14 protein-coding genes are annotated in these 17597 nt (G+C 64.8%); 1 reads left to right on the top strand and 13 read right to left on the bottom strand.

Going from position 1 to position 17597, the window contains the following annotated elements; translation table 11 throughout:
• Positions 1 to 11 precede the first annotated feature (11 nt).
• The 10 genes from ACP7DE_RS04820 to ACP7DE_RS04775 all read right to left on the bottom strand — a co-directional run bounded on the left by ACP7DE_RS04820 (position 12) and on the right by ACP7DE_RS04775 (position 12963).
• The gene (locus tag ACP7DE_RS04820) at positions 12 to 458 is read right to left on the bottom strand and encodes a DUF6678 family protein (RefSeq protein WP_426071002.1); all 447 of its coding nucleotides are present in this window, start codon (positions 456 to 458) and stop codon (positions 12 to 14) included.
• A complete protein-coding gene (locus tag ACP7DE_RS04815) occupies positions 455 to 1171 on the bottom strand; it encodes a DUF6058 family natural product biosynthesis protein (RefSeq protein ID WP_426071001.1) in 717 nt (238 codons plus the stop codon). The genes ACP7DE_RS04820 and ACP7DE_RS04815 overlap by 4 nt, the downstream gene beginning before the upstream one ends.
• 43 nt (positions 1172 to 1214) lie before the next feature.
• Entirely contained in the window at positions 1215 to 2471 is a 1257-nt protein-coding gene (purT, locus tag ACP7DE_RS04810; protein WP_426071000.1) for a formate-dependent phosphoribosylglycinamide formyltransferase, read from the bottom strand.
• Between the two features lie 94 nt (positions 2472 to 2565).
• Positions 2566 to 3063 (bottom strand): VOC family protein, encoded by a 498-nt coding sequence (locus ACP7DE_RS04805; protein WP_426070999.1) that lies wholly within the window; start codon positions 3061 to 3063, stop codon positions 2566 to 2568.
• Between the two features lie 67 nt (positions 3064 to 3130).
• The gene (locus ACP7DE_RS04800) at positions 3131 to 4537 is read right to left on the bottom strand and encodes a TolC family protein (protein WP_426070998.1); all 1407 of its coding nucleotides are present in this window, start codon (positions 4535 to 4537) and stop codon (positions 3131 to 3133) included.
• A complete protein-coding gene (locus ACP7DE_RS04795; RefSeq protein ID WP_426070997.1) occupies positions 4527 to 5870 on the bottom strand; it encodes an HlyD family type I secretion periplasmic adaptor subunit in 1344 nt (447 codons plus the stop codon). Before ACP7DE_RS04795 ends, ACP7DE_RS04800 begins: the two co-directional genes overlap by 11 nt.
• The gene (locus tag ACP7DE_RS04790; protein WP_426070996.1) at positions 5867 to 8041 is read right to left on the bottom strand and encodes a type I secretion system permease/ATPase; all 2175 of its coding nucleotides are present in this window, start codon (positions 8039 to 8041) and stop codon (positions 5867 to 5869) included. The genes ACP7DE_RS04795 and ACP7DE_RS04790 overlap by 4 nt, the downstream gene beginning before the upstream one ends.
• An 89-nt stretch (positions 8042 to 8130) precedes the next feature.
• A complete protein-coding gene (locus ACP7DE_RS04785) occupies positions 8131 to 11136 on the bottom strand; it encodes a calcium-binding protein (protein WP_426070995.1) in 3006 nt (1001 codons plus the stop codon).
• A 295-nt stretch (positions 11137 to 11431) separates the two neighbouring features.
• Entirely contained in the window at positions 11432 to 12073 is a 642-nt protein-coding gene (locus ACP7DE_RS04780; protein ID WP_426070994.1) for a DUF6000 family protein, read from the bottom strand.
• Positions 12070 to 12963, bottom strand: coding sequence for a LysR substrate-binding domain-containing protein (locus ACP7DE_RS04775; RefSeq protein WP_426070993.1), 894 nt, complete (start codon positions 12961 to 12963; stop codon positions 12070 to 12072). The genes ACP7DE_RS04780 and ACP7DE_RS04775 overlap by 4 nt, the downstream gene beginning before the upstream one ends.
• Before the next feature lie 110 nt (positions 12964 to 13073).
• Between ACP7DE_RS04775 and ACP7DE_RS04770 the strand changes: the two genes are divergently transcribed.
• The gene (locus tag ACP7DE_RS04770) at positions 13074 to 14573 is read left to right on the top strand and encodes an MFS transporter (RefSeq protein WP_426070992.1); all 1500 of its coding nucleotides are present in this window, start codon (positions 13074 to 13076) and stop codon (positions 14571 to 14573) included.
• Between the two features lie 100 nt (positions 14574 to 14673).
• Here ACP7DE_RS04770 and ACP7DE_RS04765 read toward each other — a convergent pair whose 3' ends face one another.
• From ACP7DE_RS04765 to ACP7DE_RS04755, 3 genes are all read right to left on the bottom strand, one after another.
• Positions 14674 to 15210 (bottom strand): CPBP family glutamic-type intramembrane protease, encoded by a 537-nt coding sequence (locus ACP7DE_RS04765; protein WP_426070991.1) that lies wholly within the window; start codon positions 15208 to 15210, stop codon positions 14674 to 14676.
• Positions 15211 to 15304: 94 nt separating this feature from the next.
• Entirely contained in the window at positions 15305 to 16885 is a 1581-nt protein-coding gene (locus ACP7DE_RS04760; protein WP_426070990.1) for a methyl-accepting chemotaxis protein, read from the bottom strand.
• 250 nt (positions 16886 to 17135) lie between these two features.
• On the bottom strand, positions 17136 to 17561 hold the full coding sequence (locus tag ACP7DE_RS04755; RefSeq protein WP_426070989.1) for a hotdog fold thioesterase: 426 nt from the start codon (positions 17559 to 17561) through the stop codon (positions 17136 to 17138).
• Positions 17562 to 17597: the final 36 nt, after the last annotated feature.

The following is a 17597-nucleotide window of genomic DNA, read 5'->3' as shown; positions in this document are numbered from 1 at the left end:
TACTCTTTGAATTAGTCGGCAGGAGGAAAGTCGTCATAACTGCGTGGCAAATAGCCCCAGATACGCGCGACCCGCTCACGCACCTCGAAATCGAAGCCGATGCGTTCCAGTTCGGGCACGATCCACACGCCGTGGTCGATGATTTTCTTTGGCAGCAGCATGCCCACGTGCTCTTCCGAGGTCAGGCCGATGTCGAACCATTCCACGCCCATGAAGGGAAACGGCGGGTGGTAGTCCCATTCCGTCTCCCAGCGCGAGACGTAGCCGGTGACGGAGCCATAGCGGTACGACGGCAGCCAATCAATCTGCCCGCGCATGAAGGCCAGCAGCGCGTTCCACTTGCAATCGTTGGCGGCGCCGGCCAGGTTGCGCCGCGCGATGTGGCCGCGCAGCTTGCGCTTGATGTCGTCGCCGCCGGCGTCGGCCAGCGGCAGGCAGTGCGTCGCCGATGCAGTCATGCAGGCGTCCATTCCCGGTGGTCCACGCGGATGCTTGCCCGTAGATCCTCGACCAGGCGCTTGCGGCTGCTCAAGGCGTATTCGACGGGCGAAAAAGGCATGGCGGCCGTGGCATAGGCATCGATCAGCGCATGCATTTCCTGCGCCTGCTGTTGAGACAACAGCGTCTTGCTGCCATTCTCGCTTTGCTGTGCGAGCTTTTCCTGCAGTACTTCTTTCCAGGCAATGTGCGCCTCCGACATGGGATGGGCGACGCACAGGGAAAACGTACCGTTCAAAAAATACGTCCAGGCACTGTCGGTACGGGCGCGCAAGCCCTCCGCTATCGGCGCGCCACTGTCGTCGAAGCTGTCGCGCAGGCGCCAGGTTGTCAGGTTCAAGGTCGCCAGCGCGGCCGCATAGCGGGAAGTAAATTGTGCCTGCAAGCGCTCGTGCGCGGCGTGCGCCGTACTCGCGGCAACAGCGTCACGCGCAATGGCGATCCAGGCCAGTTGGGACGGCGGGAAGTAGCGGCCGGCCCTGGACCCGGGCGCCGCCATGGCGCCAAAGGCGAACGAGAACACCTTGCCGCTGTCATCGACCACATACGCGGGGGCGGGAACCAGGCCAGCCTGGATCAATGCATCGATTTCTTGCATGGCCATGGCGGCGGCTGCCGCCAATTGCGTCTCGTCCAGATAGTGTTGCGAAAGATAGTTATCGAGTTCTGTCATGCCGCTGCTTCCATGTTGCCGACTGTTTTACCCGCAGACTGGCTTACTTCGCCACCGGCTTCACTTTGGACGCTGCCAGCACGGCGCGCGCGCGGGCCGTGTCGATATCGTTGGCAGTGGCCAGCGCCACGCCCATGCGGCGGCGGGCGAACGATTCCGGCTTGCCGAACAGGCGCAAGTCCGCACCCGGCACGCTCAAGGCGTCGGCCACGCCTTCGAAGGCGATGCCCTTCGCTTCCAGCTGGCCGTAGATGACGGCCGAAGCGCCGGGAGAACGCAGCGCCACGTTGACGGGCAAGCCCAGGATGGCTTTCGCGTGCAATTCGAATTCGCTCTGCACCTGGCTGGCCATGGTGACCATGCCCGTGTCGTGCGGACGGGGGCTCACTTCCGAGAACCACACCATGTCGCCCTTGACGAACAGCTCCACACCGAACAGGCCCAGGCCGCCCAGGTTATCCGTCACCTTGCGGGCGATCTCGCGCGAACGCTCCAGGGCCAGCGGCGCCATGCGGGCCGGCTGCCACGATTCCACGTAATCGCCCTGCACCTGCAAGTGGCCGATCGGCTCGCAAAACTGCGTCTCGATCTGTCCCGACGCGCCCACCGCACGCACCGTCAGCAGGGTGATTTCATAATCGAAGTCGATGAAGCCTTCGACGATGACCCGGCCCGTGTCGACCCGCCCGCCGCTGGCCGCATACGCCCACGCCGTTTCCACATCGGCGGCGCTATCGAGCTTGGACTGGCCTTTGCCCGACGACGACATGACGGGTTTCACGACGCAAGGGAAACCGATTTCCTGGCACGCCAGTTGCAGCTCTTGCAGGCTGCTGGCGAAGCGGTATGGCGAGGTGGCCACGCCGAGCGTTTCGGCCGCCAGCGTGCGGATGCCTTCGCGGTTCATCGTCAGCACGGCGGCGCGCGCGTTCGGTATGCAGGTGATTTGTCCCGCCGCTTCCAGCGCCGCCAGGGTATCGGTGGCGATGGCTTCGATTTCGGGCACGATCAAATCCGGCTTTTCCAGGGCTATCAGGGCGGCCAGGGCCACGCCGTCGTTCATGTCGATCACGTGCGAGCGGTGCGCCACGGGGTGGCCCGGCGCATTCGGATAGCGGTCGACGGCGATTACTTCCACGCCCAGACGCTGCAGCGAAATGATCACTTCCTTGCCCAGTTCACCCGAGCCCAGCAGCATAACTTTGATGGCGGTGGAAGACAGCGGCGTGCCGAAGGTGCGCGGCGCGATGGTGCTGCTGGTGCTGCTGGTGCTAGTGGTGCTAGTCGAGCTAGTGGTCATGGCAGGGTCTGTAAGCGGATGGAAAGATGGCTGGGACTATAACAAATGCCAGCCATCTTGGACAGGGCGCAGCGCTAGCGTACGGCGTGCGGCACTAGCCCGCATACGCCCGCTTGATCTCGCCAATGTTAATCTTTTTCATGCCCATCATGGCTTTCATCACGCGCTGGGCCTTGACGGGATCAGGGTCCGTCAGCAGCTTGATCATGATGGTGGGCACGATTTGCCAGGACACCCCGAACTGGTCCTTGAGCCAGCTGCATTGCTGCGCTTCCGGCGGCCCGCCTTCGGACAGCTGGGTCCAATAGTGATCAACTTCGTCCTGGGTTTCGCAATTGACCTGGAACGAGATGGCTTCGGAAAACTGGAACAAGGGACCGCCATTCAGCCCCGTGAAAGTCTGGCCATCGAGTTCAAAAGCCACCGTCAGCACGCTGCCCGGCGCCTGGCCGTGGAATTCCTTGCCCTCCTCGCCGTAGCGCAGGATCTGGCCGATCTTCGAATTGGGAAATATTTGCGTATAAAACCGGGCCGCCACCTCGGCGTGGCCGTTGAACCATAAACATGGAGTAATCTTTTGTACGCTGTGCATAATGTTTCCCTTGGCCGAAGCAGAAACACCTTCCCTGTGCGGGAAGGCCCGTCTCTAATAATAATCACTATTGCGCCGTCGGGGCGCGCAATTTGCCGCCACTTTTACCACCACCGTCCCGGATATCGTCCCGCTCCAGTACGCCGGCGCTGGCGAGCAGGCGCAGCCGGGCCGAATGCCAATCCGCCTGGCAACGGATGCGCTCCTGCTGCGCTTCGAGCAGCACGGACTGCGTGTTCAGCATTTCCAGGATGTCCGCCGCGCCCAGGCCGAACTTGCGCTGCACGCTGGCCAGCGCATCGCGCGCCGCCTCCAGCCAAGCTTGCGACGCGACCAGGTTGGCCAGGGCCGTGTTCGCTTCCGCGTGCGTTTTTACCAGGTCCATCATGGTCTGCTGCTGCGTTTCCTGCGCCTCCGCTTCCTTCTGCTCGGCCTGCGCCAGTGCCCCGCGCACCTTGTAGTGGCGCGAAAAACCGTCGAACAGGGGGATGTTGAGCGTGATGCCCACCAGGGTTTCGCGCGTGGATGCGGCGGACAAGCCCTGGTTGGGGCGGCCATTCTGGTAAACATTTGCCGTCAGGTCGATGCTGGGGCGGCCCTCGGACCGGCTCACGGCCACCCTTTCGCGGGCAGCCGCCAGCTGCGCCTGCGCCGCCAGGATGGCTGGGTGCCGCGCCTGGGCCAGTGCCAGCCAGGCGTGCAGGGCATCGTGAAGGCCCGCCGTCGAATCGACAGGGGCATCGTCCAGGGTCACGCCCGCATTGGCCGGCAAACCCAGGGTGTACACCAGCACGGCACGGGCCTTACGGTCGTCGCCGTCGGCGCGGCTGGCTCCCAGCGCTGCCTTGGCCAGCGCACTGGTCGCCTGCAGGGTATCGCTGTGCGAACCGAGCCCCCGCTGTGCGCGGCGCTGCGTGGCCAGCACCGTTTCATTGGCCAGCGCCTGGTATTCCTGGCGCATCTGCACGCTGGCCCGCGCCGTCTGCGCCTCGAAATAGGCGCTGACGGTTGCCGCCAGAGTTTTTTGCAACATGGCGTCGCGGTTGGCCAGGGCCGCATCGAGCAAGGCTTGCGCCGAACGCTGGCCCGCCGCGCGCCCGCCAAAGTCGAACAAGCGCCAGGAAAAGCTTAGCGAAGCCGTATTATTGTCCAGGCTGCTAGAAGGCGTGCTGGCACCGGGATAGGCCGTGCGGTCGTGCACCCGGCTCACCCCCGCATTCAGCGTCGGCAGATAGGCGGCCCTGGCCTCGCCCAGGCCGGCCGCCTGCAGCTTGATGCCGGCCCAGGCGCCGTGCACTTGCGCGTTGTGGCACAGGGCCAGGTCGACGGCCGCCGGCAGGGTCAGCGATACACTCGCCTCGTACCGGGGCGAACATGGCGCGGCATCGAGCTCGCCCGGTGCTTGCGCCTGTGCCGCAGCACTGGCCAGCAGCAAGCCAGCGCCGATGGTCATGACGCGGCATCTAGCGTTCATGCAGCGCCTCCTTCTGGTGCTGCACCAGCGGCGAGAGCACGTATTCAATCACCCTTCTCGTCCCCGTGCGAATTTCCGCGCGCACCGCCATACCGGCCGACAGCGGCACCGTTTTACCGTCGATGACGATGACCGGCTGCTGCACGGTGATTTTCACGGCATACACGAGACCCTTCTTCTCGTCCTCGATGGCGTCGCGCGAGACGCTGCTGACGACGGCGGGCATGGTGCCGTATTTCGTGTAATCGAAGGCGTCGACCTTGATGGCGACCGTCTGTCCCGCCTGCACGAAGCCGACGTCGCGGTTTTCCAGCACGGCGTCGATTTCCAGCTTGCCCTGGCGCGGCACGATCTGCATCAGCGCCTGCGCGGCCGGCACCACGCCGCCCACCGTATGCACCTTGAGCTGCTGCACCGTGCCGTCGACAGGTGCCGTCAAGCGCAGCAGGCTGCCGCGGGCGCCGGCGCGGCGCGCATCCTGGCCGCTGGCGGCGGAGACCCTGGCCCCTTCCGTCAGCGCGTCGTAGGCGTCCTTGCGCGTCTGCGCCACCAGGGCCGCGCGTTCGCTGCGGGCCGACGCCAGCTGGCCCGCCAGGTCGATGCGCGCCTGTTCTTTTTCCAGCCACGCGTGTTCGGCCACGTCGCGCGTCGCCAGCAGCGCCCGGTAATCGCCGGCGCGCTGCGCCGCCAGCGGCAACGCCTGGGCATAGCGGGCGATCTCGCCGTCGAGATGCGCCAGCCGGGCGCGGAAACTCGCGTACTGGCCATCCACGTGCGCCTGCGCGGCCGCCCGATCGGCCACGGAAGCCGTTCCGGGCGCCGCCAGCTTCGGCGGCGTGCGCGTATCGACGGCGGCGATCAGCGCGCGCGAGCGGGCCATCTGCAGGGCAGCGGCCAGGGCGTCGCCGGCGGCCTTGTCGCGCTCGGCGTCGGGGCCACGGCTGTCGAGTTCCACCAGCAGCTGGCCCGCCTGCACGGCTTGCCCCTCCCGCACATGCAGGGCACGCACGGCAGCCACGTCAACCGAGGCGATGGTCTTGGTATTGCCAGATGGAATGATCTTGCCGGCCGCATTGACGATGATATCGACCCGCCCAAAGATGGACCACAGCACGACGCAAGCGACCAGCAGCATCAGCACCTTGGCCGTCAGGCGCAACGATGGCGACACGGGCCGCTCCTGCAGCGCCAGCGCGGCCGGCAGGAAGGCCGCCTCGTCTTCGCTGAGCACTGGGCCGCCCAGGGTGGCGCGGCTTTGCCAGCTATGGCGCAGCACCTGGGCATAGCGTTTCAGTAACTCGCCATACGCGGCGAAACGGTGGCCGGCGCTCATGCCGCGCTCCCGGCACTGCCCTGCTGCAGGCTGTACAGGCGGGAGTAGATGCCGTTCGGCTGCTTTAGCAACGCGTCGTGGCTACCCAATTCGGCCACCTGGCCCCGCTCCATGACGACGATGCGGTTCGCTTCGCGCACGGCCGACAGGCGGTGGGCGATGATCAGCACCGTGCGCCCCGCGCAAATGCCGCGCATATTATCCTGGATGATCTTTTCCGATTCGTAGTCGAGCGCGCTCGTCGCTTCGTCGAAAATCAGGATGCGCGGGTTGCCGATCAGGGCGCGGGCGATGGCGATGCGCTGGCGCTGGCCGCCCGACAGGCCCGTGCCGTGCTCGCCTACCATGGTGTCGTAGCCTTCGGGCAACTCGCAGATAAAATCGTGGGCGCCCGCCAGTTTCGCCACGGCGATGACCGTATCGACGGGCAGCGCCGGGTCGCTCAAGGCAATGTTGTCGCGCACGGAGCGGTTAAACAGGATGTTTTCCTGCAGCACCACGCCGATCTGGCGCCGCAACGAAGCCGTGTCGATGACGGCGATATCCTGCCCGTCGATCAGGACCTTGCCCCGTTCCGGGATGTACAGGCGCTGCGCCAGCCGCGTCAGGGTGCTCTTGCCGGAGCCGGAACGCCCGACGATGCCGATCACTTCGCCGGGCGCGATGGAAATCGAGACATCGCGCAGCACCTCGGCCGCATCGGCACGGTAGCGGAAACCCACCTGCTGGAAGTCGATGGCGCCGGCGATGGGCGGCAGGCGCGCCTTCTGGCTGCCCGCTTCAGTACGGGCGTTGAGGATATCGCCCAGCCGGCTCATGGAGATGCCCACTTGCTGGAAATCGTTCCACAACTGCGCCAGGCGCAAGATGGGCGAGGCCACCTGCCCCGCCAGCATGTTGAACGCCACCAGTTCGCCCACCGTCATTTTCCCGTCGATGACGAGGGTAGCGCCCCACCACATGATGGCCGCCGTGACTAGCTTGCTCACGAGCGTGACGCCGCCGCTGGCCAACATGCCGATGTTATTTGCCGACAGGCCCGCCGAGACATAGCCGGCCAACTGCTTTTCCCACTGCTGCTGCCAGCGCGGTTCGACGGCCATGGCCTTGAGCGTGTCGACGCCGCTGATGGTTTCAACCAGGAAAGACTGGTTTTCCGCACTGCGGTTGAATTTATCGTTCAATCTCCCCCGCAGCACGGGTGTGAGCAGCATCGACAGGGCCGCGTAGACGGGGATCGAAGCGAGCACCACCACGCTGAGCGCGGCGCTGTACCACAGCATGGCGCCGATGAAGATGAAGGAAAACAGCAGGTCGAGCACCAGGGTCATGGCGTTGCCGGTAAGAAAAGAGCGGATGTTTTCCAGTTCATGGATGCGGGCCACGGAATCACCCACGCGGCGCGCCTGGAAATAGGCGATCGGCAAGGCCAGCAGGTGGCGGAACAGGCGCGCGCCCAGTTCCACGTCGATCTTGCTGCTGGTGCGCGCGAAAACATAGGTGCGTATCATGCCCAACGCAGCCTCGAAGACGATGGCGCAGACGAGGCCGATGGCCACCACGTTCAAGGTCTGCATGGCGTGGTTAACCAGCACTTTGTCCATCACCACCTGGAAAAACAGGGGCGTGGCCAGGCCGATCAGTTGTAGCACGAAGGAAATCAGCAGCACTTCGCCCAGCAGCCTGCGGTACTTGACGATGGCGGGAATGAACCAGCTGAAGTCGAAGCGGGCCGTCTCGCCCGCATAGCTGGCCTTGCTGGTAAAAAAGATCAGTTCGCCCGACCAGATGGCGAGGAAATCGTCGCGGCCGAGGATTTGCGGCGGCTGGCCCGGATGCTGGATCAGCACCTTGCTCACGGCGCCGTCACCGCTGTCAACCTTGCCGAGGATAAAGAAACGCCCGGCGGTATCAATGGCGATGGCCGGCAACGGCGCCTGCGCCAGCCGTTGCGGGGCCTGGCGCACCAGCTTGGCCGTCAAACCCAGCTGTTTGGCGGCCAACAGGACGGTTTGCCCCGTAAACACGGCCTGGCCGAAAGCGTGCTTGAGCTGGGCGCCATCGGCGGCAATGCCGTGCAGGCTGGCCATCAGCAGCAGCGACAGCAGGCCCGTGTCGGGCGATGTTGGTTCAAGGGGCGGCGGATCGTTGCGGTATGAGAGGACTGTCATCGGGCAATATCAGAGATTCAATGGCGCAGCCAGGCCGTGGCTGTTACCCCGGCCTGGCTGCGTGCTGGTGAAGCTAACGACTCAAGCGATCAATGCGCGGCAGCCAACTGGATCTGCGGCGACGGGCCGCCGTGCGCCGACCAGGGCGCCGATGCTGCCGAAGGCACGGCAAAGCCGGCCATCGCCTGCACCAGCTGCGCCGAATCCGCTTGCCAGCTGCCAAAGCCGCCCTGGCTGGCAGCACTGAATTGCTGACCGGAACGCCAGTTCTGCGCCAGCACCGGCGCCAGGGTAGCGGCCGTGCCTGCAGGCAAGGTCAGCTGGCCAACAGGTGGCGGCGTCAGGCCCGCCATTGCCTGCACGAGGTTTTGCACATCGCTACCCAGCAAGATTCTGCCATCGGCCATGCGGAATTGCTCGATACGCACCGGCGTGTCCGTATACCAGTTATTGACAGTGATCTTGTCCGTGGTGCCGATGGTGCTCACTTCCAGGTTCGCGCCCACCTGGCGGAACCACAGCTGTTCGGCGCTGACGCCGGCCAGGAAAGAGACAACGTCGTGGCTGCCCGCCTCCACCCCCTCGTCAATGATGTCGGCACCGTCGCCGCGGGCAAAGAGATAGGTATCGTTACCCATGATGCCGGCCAGGGTGTCGTCGCCCTTGCCGCCTTGCAAGGTATCGTTGCCGTAGCCGCCGAAGAGGATGTTCTTGAGCTCATTGCCGGTCAACACGTCATCGAATTTGCTGCCGAAAACCATGCTGAAATTGGCCAGCACGTCGGCGCCCGGACGCGCTAGCATGGGCGCGCCAACCGCTGCGAAGGCGGCCGTCACGCCCGACGTGGCACCACTGTAATTGAGCGTATTGCCGATCCCGCCGCCGTCAAGCATATTGCCGCCAGGCGTATCGACATAAAAGACATTGTTGTTGTAAGCGCTGCCAGTTACCGTCAGGCCGGAGCCGTTAAGGCGCACGGTCTCGACGTTGTCGGCCACCTTGTAGTTGACGCTGGTGTAAACGGTATCATTGCCGCCGTTGCCCCGTTCGACGATGAAGTCGCCCGTATGGTTGACGTAATAGGTGTCATCGCCGCCCAGGCCTTCCAGCAAGTCAGCGCCGGCGCTGCCGCTGATGACATCGGCGCCGGCCGTGCCGACGAAGGTTTGCCCCGTCGGTTGCGTGGGGCCATTGAAGTGCCAGGCCTGGGCCAGCACAGGCGCCAGGGCGGCGGCGGTGCCGGCCGGCAGGGTCAGCTGCCCCAAGGGCGGCGGCGGCAAATTCGCCATCGCCTGCACCAGCAATTGCACGTCGGCGCCGCGCATGACGTGGCCGGCGGCCGTGCGGAATTCCTCGATGTTCGGCGTGGCCGCGTTCCAGGCGCGAATGGTGATCTTGTCCGTGGTGCCGATGGTGCTCACTTCCAGGTCTGCGCCCACCTTGCGGAACCACAGCTGGTCGATATTCACGCCTGCCAGGAAGGCGATGGCGTCGTAATTGGCATCCGCGGAAGGCTCGGCGATGATGTCGGCGCCGTCGCCACGCGCAAAGACATAGGTATCGTCGCCCAGCCCGCCAGTCAGCACGTCATAGCCCTTGCCGCCTTGCAAGGTATCGTTGCCGAGGCCGCCGGACAGGGTGTTGGCAAGTTCGTTGCCGGACAGCACATCGTCATACGCGCTGCCCGTCACGCTGGCAATATTGACCAGCACATCGCTGCCCGGGCGTGCCACCGGGGTGCCGCTGAGGGAAGCGATGGTCGCCGTGGCGCCCGCCTTGGAACCCGCATAGGTGGCTGTATTATTGCTGCCGATGCCATGCAGCAAGTGGCCGCCGGCAACGTCGACGTGGAAGATGTTACCGCTGCCGTTACCTCCGTTACCCGTCACACCCAGGCCGGCGGCGGCGAGGTGCAGCTCTTCGATGTTGGCGGCCATGGTGTAGTTGACCGTCGTGTAGACAATGTCGCGGCCGCCACCAAGCTGTTCATTCACCACATCGTTGCCATGGTTGACGTAATACATGTCGTCGCCGGCCCCGCCGGCCATCACATCGGCGCCTGCCGTGCCCTTGATGATGTCCGGGTTCGCCGTGCCTGGCCCCTCGGTGCGCCAGTTCTGCGCCAGCTTTGGTGCCAGGATGGCGGCGATGTCGGGCGGCAGGGTCAGCTGGCCAGCCGGTGGCAACGGCAGCGCCGCCATCGCCTGCACCAGGTTGTGCACATCGCTGCCCACCAGCACGCGGCCATCGGCCGTGCGGAATTCCTGGATGCGGGGCACGATGCCTGCGCTGTACCAGCCATTGATGGTGATCTTGTCTGTCGTGCCGATGGTGCTCACTTCCAGGTTCACGCCCACCTGGCGGAACCACAGCTGGTCGGCGCTGACGCCGGCCAGGAAGGAAACGACATTGTGGCCGCCCCCCTCAACGGCCTCGGCGATGACATCGGCGCCGTCGCCACGGGCAAAAATATAGCTATCGTCGCCTTGCAGGCCGGCCAGCAAATCATCGCCCTTGCCGCCCCGCAAGATATCGTTGCCTAGATTACCTACCAAGATGTTCTTGAGCTCATTTCCGGTCAGCACATCGTCAAACTTGCTGCCGACGACGCTGGCGAAATTGACCAGCACATCGCTGCCTGCCGGCGCCGTTAGAGGGGCATTCGGACTTGCCAGCGTCGCCGTCACGCCCACGCCGGAGCCGAGGTAATTGACCAAGTTGCCCGTGCCGCCACCGTCGAGCACATTGCCGCCGGCCACGTTGACATGAAAGATATTGTTGGTGTTGGCGCTACCCGTCACCGTCAGGCCGTTGGCGGCGAGGCGCACGTTTTCGACGTTCTCGGCCACTGTGTAGTTGACGCTGGTATACACGGTATCGGTGCCGCCGTTGGCCAGCTCGACGATCACGTCGCCGCTGTCGTTGACGTAATAAGTGTCGTCGCCGGCCAGGCCTTCGAGCACATCGGCGCCCGTCGTGCCGGTGAGCACATCCGCGTTCGCCGTGCCGGTAAAGCGCTGCGGCGCGGCCACCGAACTGTTCAGGTAAGCTTCGTTGGCGGAGGTGGAAGTTTGCGATGCAAATTTTTCAGTCATGTTGCAGTTTCCTGTCGTTAAACAACTTAAAAACCAAGATTGAATATGTCGGCGCAAGCTGACATGCAAGGCAAAAGTCCCGGCCGCATCCACTTGCAGTTCAGCATGCACCTTCAACGGTCCGGCACTTTCGGCGTATGGACGGCGCGCGGTTGAGCGTCGCCTCGCATACACCCCCTACTGACGTTCAAGCGGGCGAAACACTGTTGTTTGTCATGCAAATGTCACACTGCATGGTGGAAGGAAGAGGAAAGGCGGAAGAAAGCGCGCGCGTGCGCGCTTGGGGAGATGGCGCTTAGTTGCCAGGCGCTGAGGCCTGCAAGGCGCGCAAGGTGGCCATGCGGGCAGTAAAGAGCGCAAGCGATTCATCCAGCGCCAGGCCAGGCCGACGGGCGGCGAAATCGGCCCAGGCTGGTGCATGGCGCGCCGCCTCATCCCGGCCATGCTGTCCATCCAGGTAGGCAATGGCTCCCATGGCTTGCTCCTGATCAAAGTGCAGCTGCGGCTGGCGCAAATAATGTTCGAGATAGCGGTGCAGGTAGCCGCGACTGCTTGGTGTGTCGAAGGCAGCAAGCGCCAGGCAATACGCGCTGCCCGCGTAACAAACCTCGCTGGCCAGCAGCAGGCCGCCCAACTGGTCCGTGAAGGCGGGCTGCCCGGTCAATGCCGCCAGGTAGGAGCCCGCCGTACGGCTGCGCCAGTCGAATTGCCCCAGCAGACGCGCGATGACAGTGTCGTCGGCCAGCGTCAGCCGGGCCAGGCATGCGCGCGCCTGGGGCTGGTGCAAGCCCATGTACAAGGGCCGCACCCAGTCATCGCGCAGGGCCGCCGTCAGCGGCTCCTGCGACGACGGCGGCAAGGGGAACGGATGGTCGTGGCTGACCGTGGCGCCGGCCACGTGGCGCTGCAGGCCGGCATGCTCATGCTCATCGTTCAAGGCAGGCCTCCAAAAGTCTGATCCTGCAATTGCTGCACCAGGAAATCGATCAACACGCGCAGGCGCGGCGGCAGGTGGTGGCTGGCCGGCCACAGCAGCCAGAAGGCCGTGCGCGCCTGCGTATGCTCGTCCAGCAGCGAAACCAGTTGCCCCGCCGCCAACTCGCGCTGCACGGCAAATGCGGGCAGGTAGGCAATGCCCTGCCCTTGCACGGCCAGGAAGACGCGCATTTCCACGCTGTTGCAGACCATGCCGGGCGTCGACTGGGCGGCCTCATCCACCAGCGGCCACTGTTCCAGGCGGCCCGTGGCGGGAAAACGGTAGTCCAGGCGGGCATGGCGCAGTAGCGCGGCACCATCGGCGGGCCGGCCATGGCGCGCCAGGTAGGCGGGCGATGCCACCAGCAGGCGGCGGAACGTACATAGTTTGCGCTGCATCAAGCCCGAGTCGGCCAGCTCGCCCGTGCGCACGGCGGCGTCAAAACCGTCGCTGACGATATTGACCATGGCATCGGAGAAATCGAGGTCCAGTTCGATGGCGGGATAGGCTTGCATGAACGCGCCGATGGCCGGCTCGAACAGGCCGCTGTAGCGTGGCAGGCTGAGGCGCAGGCGGCCGCTGGGCGCGCTGCTGGCCTCGCACAATTCCCGCTCGGCCGCTTCCACCTCGGCCAGGATGCGCTTGCAGCGCTGCAAAAACTTTTCCCCTTCCGCCGTCAGCGCCAGATGCCGCGTACTGCGCTGGAACAGGCGCGCCCCCAGCCGCGTCTCCATGCGCGCCACGCTCTTGCCCACGGCCGACGATGACAGCCCCAGCAGACGGCCCGTGGCCGAAAAACTGCCGCTGTCGGCCACCTGCACGAACATGGCGATGCCACCCAAGCTATCCATGTGATTCCCCATTGAAGACATTTTTGTCCGATATGTTAGGTAGTTTAGCCCATTTTTCTTCAATGACGGGCGCACCATACTCACCGCTCCTTCTTTCCGAGCCAACGCCCATGCCTTCACCCTCACGTCTTTTACTCCCCCTGCAAGTGCTGGCCGCCTGCCTGACGGGCCTGCTGATTCCCCTGTGCTTCACGGGTCCGGCAGTGGCGCTGCCCGCCATCGGCGCCGAACTGCACGGCAGCGCCGCCGCGCTGAACTGGGTCATCAATGCATATATCCTCAGCTATGGCAGCGCCATGATGGTGGCGGGCAGCGTGACGGACGTGCTGGGACGGCGCCGCGTCTGGCTGGCGGGGCTGGCGCTGTTCTGCGTGGCAACCCTGGCCATCGCCGTCGCGCCCTCGGTGGCATGGATCGCCGCGCTGCGCTTCGTGCAAGGCCTCGGCGGCGCGGCCGCGTTTGCCGCCGCGATGTCCTCGCTGGCGCCCCTGTTCCACGGCGCGGCGCGCAACCGCGTGATGAGCATGCTGGGCACCACCTTCGGCCTGGGCCTGGCTTTCGGTCCGCTGGCGGCCGGCGCCATGCTGGCACTGGCCCGCTGGCCCGCCATCTTTTACGCCACGGCCACGCTGGGCGCCATTGGCATACTGCTGGTGTGGGCCAGCGTGCCGGCCGATCCGCCGCGCAACAAAGGCCGGCTGGACTGGCTTGGCGCCCTCAGCTTCAGCGTCGCGCTGGCCCTGTTGACCCTGGGCATGCTGCTGGTGCCCGAACACGGCTGGCGCAGCGGGGCCGTGATGCTATCCGTCGCCTCGTCCGTGCTGCTGTTTTTCATTTTTATCGTGATCGAACGCAGGACGGCGCAGCCCATGCTGGACTTGAGCCTGTTCCGCCAGCGCCGTTTTGTTGCCGTGCAAGTGCTGGCCGCCTCGCCCGCCTTCCTGTTCATCGTGCTTATCGTCATGCTGCCGGGGCGCTTCATCGGCATTGATGGCGTGTCGCCGCTGGCGGCGGGCCGCCTGATGATCGCCCTAGCCGCGCCGCTGCTGCTCGTCCCCATGCTGGCGGCGCTGCTATTGCGCTGGGTCAAGGCCGGCACCCTGTGCGCGGCGGGATTGCTGCTGGCGGCCTGTGGGCTGGCCTGGCTGGCGCAGGTGCTGGGCCATGGCGGCGCCACGGCGCTGGCCGGACCGCTGCTGCTGATCGGCGTGGGCATCGGCTTGCCGTGGGGCTTGATGGATGGCATGGCCCTGAACGTGGTGGAAACGGAGCGGGCCGGCATGGCGACGGGCATCTTCAATACCGTGCGCATCAGCGCCGATGGCGTGGCGCTGGCCTTGGCCGGCGCCGTGCTGGCCGGCCTGATTGGCACGGGCCTGACGCGGCAGCTGCCCGCCGATCTGCCCGTGCTGGCGGCCGCCAGTCGCGCCGCGCTCGGTGATATGCAACAAGCAACACAGCTGCTGGGCGGTCAGGAAGCGCTGCTGCGCGCCAGCTATGACGCCGCCTTCCGCCAGTTGCTGGGCGGTTTAGCGGGGCTGGCCGTGGCGCTGGCGGCGCTGGTGCCGTACTTGCTCAGGAAGGAAGAAAAGCACCTAACAAAACCGTAGCGAGCGGAAGGTAGAGGTGGTCGAGAAGCGCAACCGTACTAGAGTACGGTGAGCATCGCAGGCCGCCTATACCGACGCGCAGTAGGTTTTGGAAGGTGCTTTAGGCATCGAGGCCGTAAAACACGGCGACGAGGATGGCGATATTGTTGCAGGCGCGGGAAAATGCCGTCGTCGCATAGGCAACGGCCACGCCCGGTTCGCGGTAGCGCAGGTAGACAAAGCTGAACATGGCGCCCGAGCCCAGCGCGACGATGGCGTGTAGCAAGCCGCCGCTGATGAAATGCACGATGCCCCACAGGATGGCGCCGATGAAAATACTCAGCGGGCGACTGGCGCCCAGGCGCCTGAGGATTTCCAGCGGCAGCAACTGGCCCAGGAAGGTTTCCAGGATGGGAGAATAGATGACGACCCAGAACACCAGCAGGGGTAGCGACATTTCGCGCTTGAACTTGGTCAAGCCCGTGTGTGCGCCCCAGTATTCGGGCGGCAGCAGCCATTTGGTGAGAAACAGGATTACAAAGCACAGCACGCAGGTGAGCAAGCCCCAGCCCAGGCCGGCAAGGGCCAGCTGCAGCACGGGCGGCGCCGGTTTGTCGTCGTCCGGGCTGGAGAGATCGTGGCTGCTGCGCACTTGCATGAGAAGTCCTGGCGGTGATCCAGCTCTCATTGTAGCGCGTAATATGACTATTGGCGCATCGCTGTGGGCGCGCCGCGCTGGTGCGCTATCGGCCTCAGGCCGTCAGGCGCAATGGACCGTTGGCCGGCTGGGCCAGCTTGAAAATCCCCACTTCCTGTTCCAGCTGGGCCGCCTGCTGCTGCAACTCGTGCGCGGCAGCGGCCGCCTGCTCCACCAGGGCCGCGTTTTGCTGGGTGACGCGGTCCATGTCGACAATCGCGCGGTTGACTTGCTCGATGCCGGCGCCCTGCTCCTGCGTGGCGTGGCTGATCTCGGCCATGATGCCCGTCACCCTGCCGATGCCGGCCACCACCTCATGCATGGTGGCGCCCGCCTGCTCGACGAGCACCGTGCCGGTGCCCACCTTACTGACGGAATCGTCGATCAAGGCCTTGATTTCGCGCGCGGCGGCGGCGGAGCGCTGCGCCAGGCTGCGCACCTCGGTGGCGACCACGGCAAAACCGCGCCCCTGTTCACCGGCGCGCGCCGCTTCCACGGCCGCGTTCAAGGCCAGGATGTTGGTCTGGAAGGCGATGCTGTCGATCACGCCGATGATATCGACGATCTTGTTCGACGAGGCATTGATCAAGCCCATGGTATGCACCACTTCGGCCACCGCCTTGCCGCCCTGCTCCGACACGGTCGACGCTTCGCGCGCCAACCGGTTCGCCTGCTGCGCGTTGTCCGCATTCTGGCGCACGGCGGAAATCAGTTCTTCCATCGACGAGGCGACTTCTTCCAGCGAGCCGGCCTGCTGCTCCGTGCGCTGCGACAGGTCACGGTTGCCCGAAGCGATCTCGGTCGAGGCCGTGGCGATGCTTTCCGTACCATGACGCACTTTGCCAACGATGGCGGCCAGGTTGTCACGCATGGTTTTGATGGCAAACAATAAACTGCTGTCGTCGCCGTGGCGCGTGTGCACGTCGATGGCCAGTTCGCCCAGCGCGATGCGCCCGGCGATCAAGGCCGCATATGCCGGTTCGCCGCCCAACTGGCGCAGCAGGCCGCGCGTGATGACGGTGGCCACCGCAATGCAAATGAGCACGCTGAGCGCGGCCAGCACGCCGATCCAGCGCAGCGATTGGCCATAGATGGCGCGCGCGGCCACGCTGGCCTGCTCCGATTCGCGCTGCACGTTTTTCAGGACGACATCGATGTCGGCGACGATCTGGCGCCGCAGGGGGCTGCACTCTTCGACGAGGAAGGTGCCGTATTGCTCCATCTGTCCCGCCGCGCGGAACTGGCGCGGACGCTGCAGTTCCTGCGCCATGGCTTTCAGACCGGTACTGACTTTCTCGAATTGGGGATCGCCTGTGAACTGCGGCGCCAGCCTGGCCAGCGCGTCCAGGTACAGCGCCTTCTGGCTGTCGAGGATGGCCAGTTCTTTTTCGGCCGCGGCCTGGTCACGGAAGATATACGCGTTGCGGGCGGCCAGGCCCGTCTGGTCGAGCGCTTCGCGCGCCACGTACAGCGGTTCGAGTTTTTCCAGTTGGACTTTTTCTTGCGCGTCCATGGCGCCCGAGATGGCGCCGATGCGCAGCAGCGCGAAGGCGGCCAACGCCAGCATGAGTAAAACCAGCAGCCCGAAGCCTGCGCTCAGGCGCGCGCCTATCGTCAAACGATTGAATGACATCATTGTTGTTATTGCCCTGTATAAAGTTGATTGTTTGCCAGTTCCGCTAGAACCAGCGATCTGCTCACCGTCATGTTGCCTTTCCTGCATGGCGCAGGGTGGGTCTCTAACTGGCGTTTTTTGGGCAGTCAGCTTCTATTCCGGGCAATGTGAACGCGCGTAAAACTCCCGCACGGTACAACAGCACACTGAATTATAAGCGAACGGCGTTCTGGATGATTTCACGCGCTCACTTTTAATGCTTTGATGCAAGTCAAGGGGCGTCGATGACGGCCATGGTGATGCGCGAGATGCAGCACAGTTTGCCGTCGTCGTCGACGATGCGGATTTCCCACACCTGGCTGCTGCGGCCCCGGTGGATCGGCGTGGCGCGTCCCGTGACGTGGCCGCCGCGCACGCCGCGTACGTGGTTGGCGTTGATTTCCTGCCCCACGCTCACCTGCCGGCGGCTGTCCAGGCAGGCATTCGCGGCCATGCTGCCCAGGGTTTCAGCCAGCAAGACCGATGCGCCGCCATGCAGCAGCTTGAACGGCTGCAAGGTGCGGTGGTCGACCGGCATGGTCGCTTCGATCCAGTCAGGGCCAAATGCCGTGAATGCGATGCCCAGGTGGCGCATAGCCGTGCCCTCGCTGGCGGCGTTGAGCGTGGCCAGGTCCAGCGGTGCGTGCCAGATTTCCATTGTTACCTCGGATAATTGTGGAGAAAAAAGCATTGT

It is taken from the genome of Janthinobacterium sp. DSP2-3-3, assembly GCF_049897325.1.
Taxonomy (GTDB): Bacteria; Pseudomonadota; Gammaproteobacteria; order Burkholderiales; family Burkholderiaceae_D; genus Janthinobacterium.
Note: the sequence above shows the minus strand (reverse complement) of the source record. Positions and strands in the feature narration are given on the sequence as shown.

Bases quoted from the DNA above. Each gene is read 5' to 3' on its own strand.
- ACP7DE_RS04820 (WP_426071002.1), bottom strand. From the start codon at position 458: ATGACTGCATCGGCGACGCACTGCCTGCCGCTGGCCGACGCCGGCGGC.
- ACP7DE_RS04815 (WP_426071001.1), bottom strand. From the start codon at position 1,171: ATGACAGAACTCGATAACTATCTTTCGCAACACTATCTGGACGAGACG.
- purT (WP_426071000.1), bottom strand. From the start codon at position 2,471: ATGACCACTAGCTCGACTAGCACCACTAGCACCAGCAGCACCAGCAGC.
- ACP7DE_RS04805 (WP_426070999.1), bottom strand. From the start codon at position 3,063: ATGCACAGCGTACAAAAGATTACTCCATGTTTATGGTTCAACGGCCAC.
- ACP7DE_RS04800 (WP_426070998.1), bottom strand. From the start codon at position 4,537: ATGAACGCTAGATGCCGCGTCATGACCATCGGCGCTGGCTTGCTGCTG.
- ACP7DE_RS04795 (WP_426070997.1), bottom strand. From the start codon at position 5,870: ATGAGCGCCGGCCACCGTTTCGCCGCGTATGGCGAGTTACTGAAACGC.
- ACP7DE_RS04790 (WP_426070996.1), bottom strand. From the start codon at position 8,041: ATGACAGTCCTCTCATACCGCAACGATCCGCCGCCCCTTGAACCAACA.
- ACP7DE_RS04785 (WP_426070995.1), bottom strand. From the start codon at position 11,136: ATGACTGAAAAATTTGCATCGCAAACTTCCACCTCCGCCAACGAAGCT.
- ACP7DE_RS04775 (WP_426070993.1), bottom strand. From the start codon at position 12,963: ATGGATAGCTTGGGTGGCATCGCCATGTTCGTGCAGGTGGCCGACAGC.
- ACP7DE_RS04770 (WP_426070992.1), top strand. From the start codon at position 13,074: ATGCCTTCACCCTCACGTCTTTTACTCCCCCTGCAAGTGCTGGCCGCC.
- ACP7DE_RS04765 (WP_426070991.1), bottom strand. From the start codon at position 15,210: ATGCAAGTGCGCAGCAGCCACGATCTCTCCAGCCCGGACGACGACAAA.
- ACP7DE_RS04760 (WP_426070990.1), bottom strand. From the start codon at position 16,885: ATGATGTCATTCAATCGTTTGACGATAGGCGCGCGCCTGAGCGCAGGC.
- ACP7DE_RS04755 (WP_426070989.1), bottom strand. From the start codon at position 17,561: ATGGAAATCTGGCACGCACCGCTGGACCTGGCCACGCTCAACGCCGCC.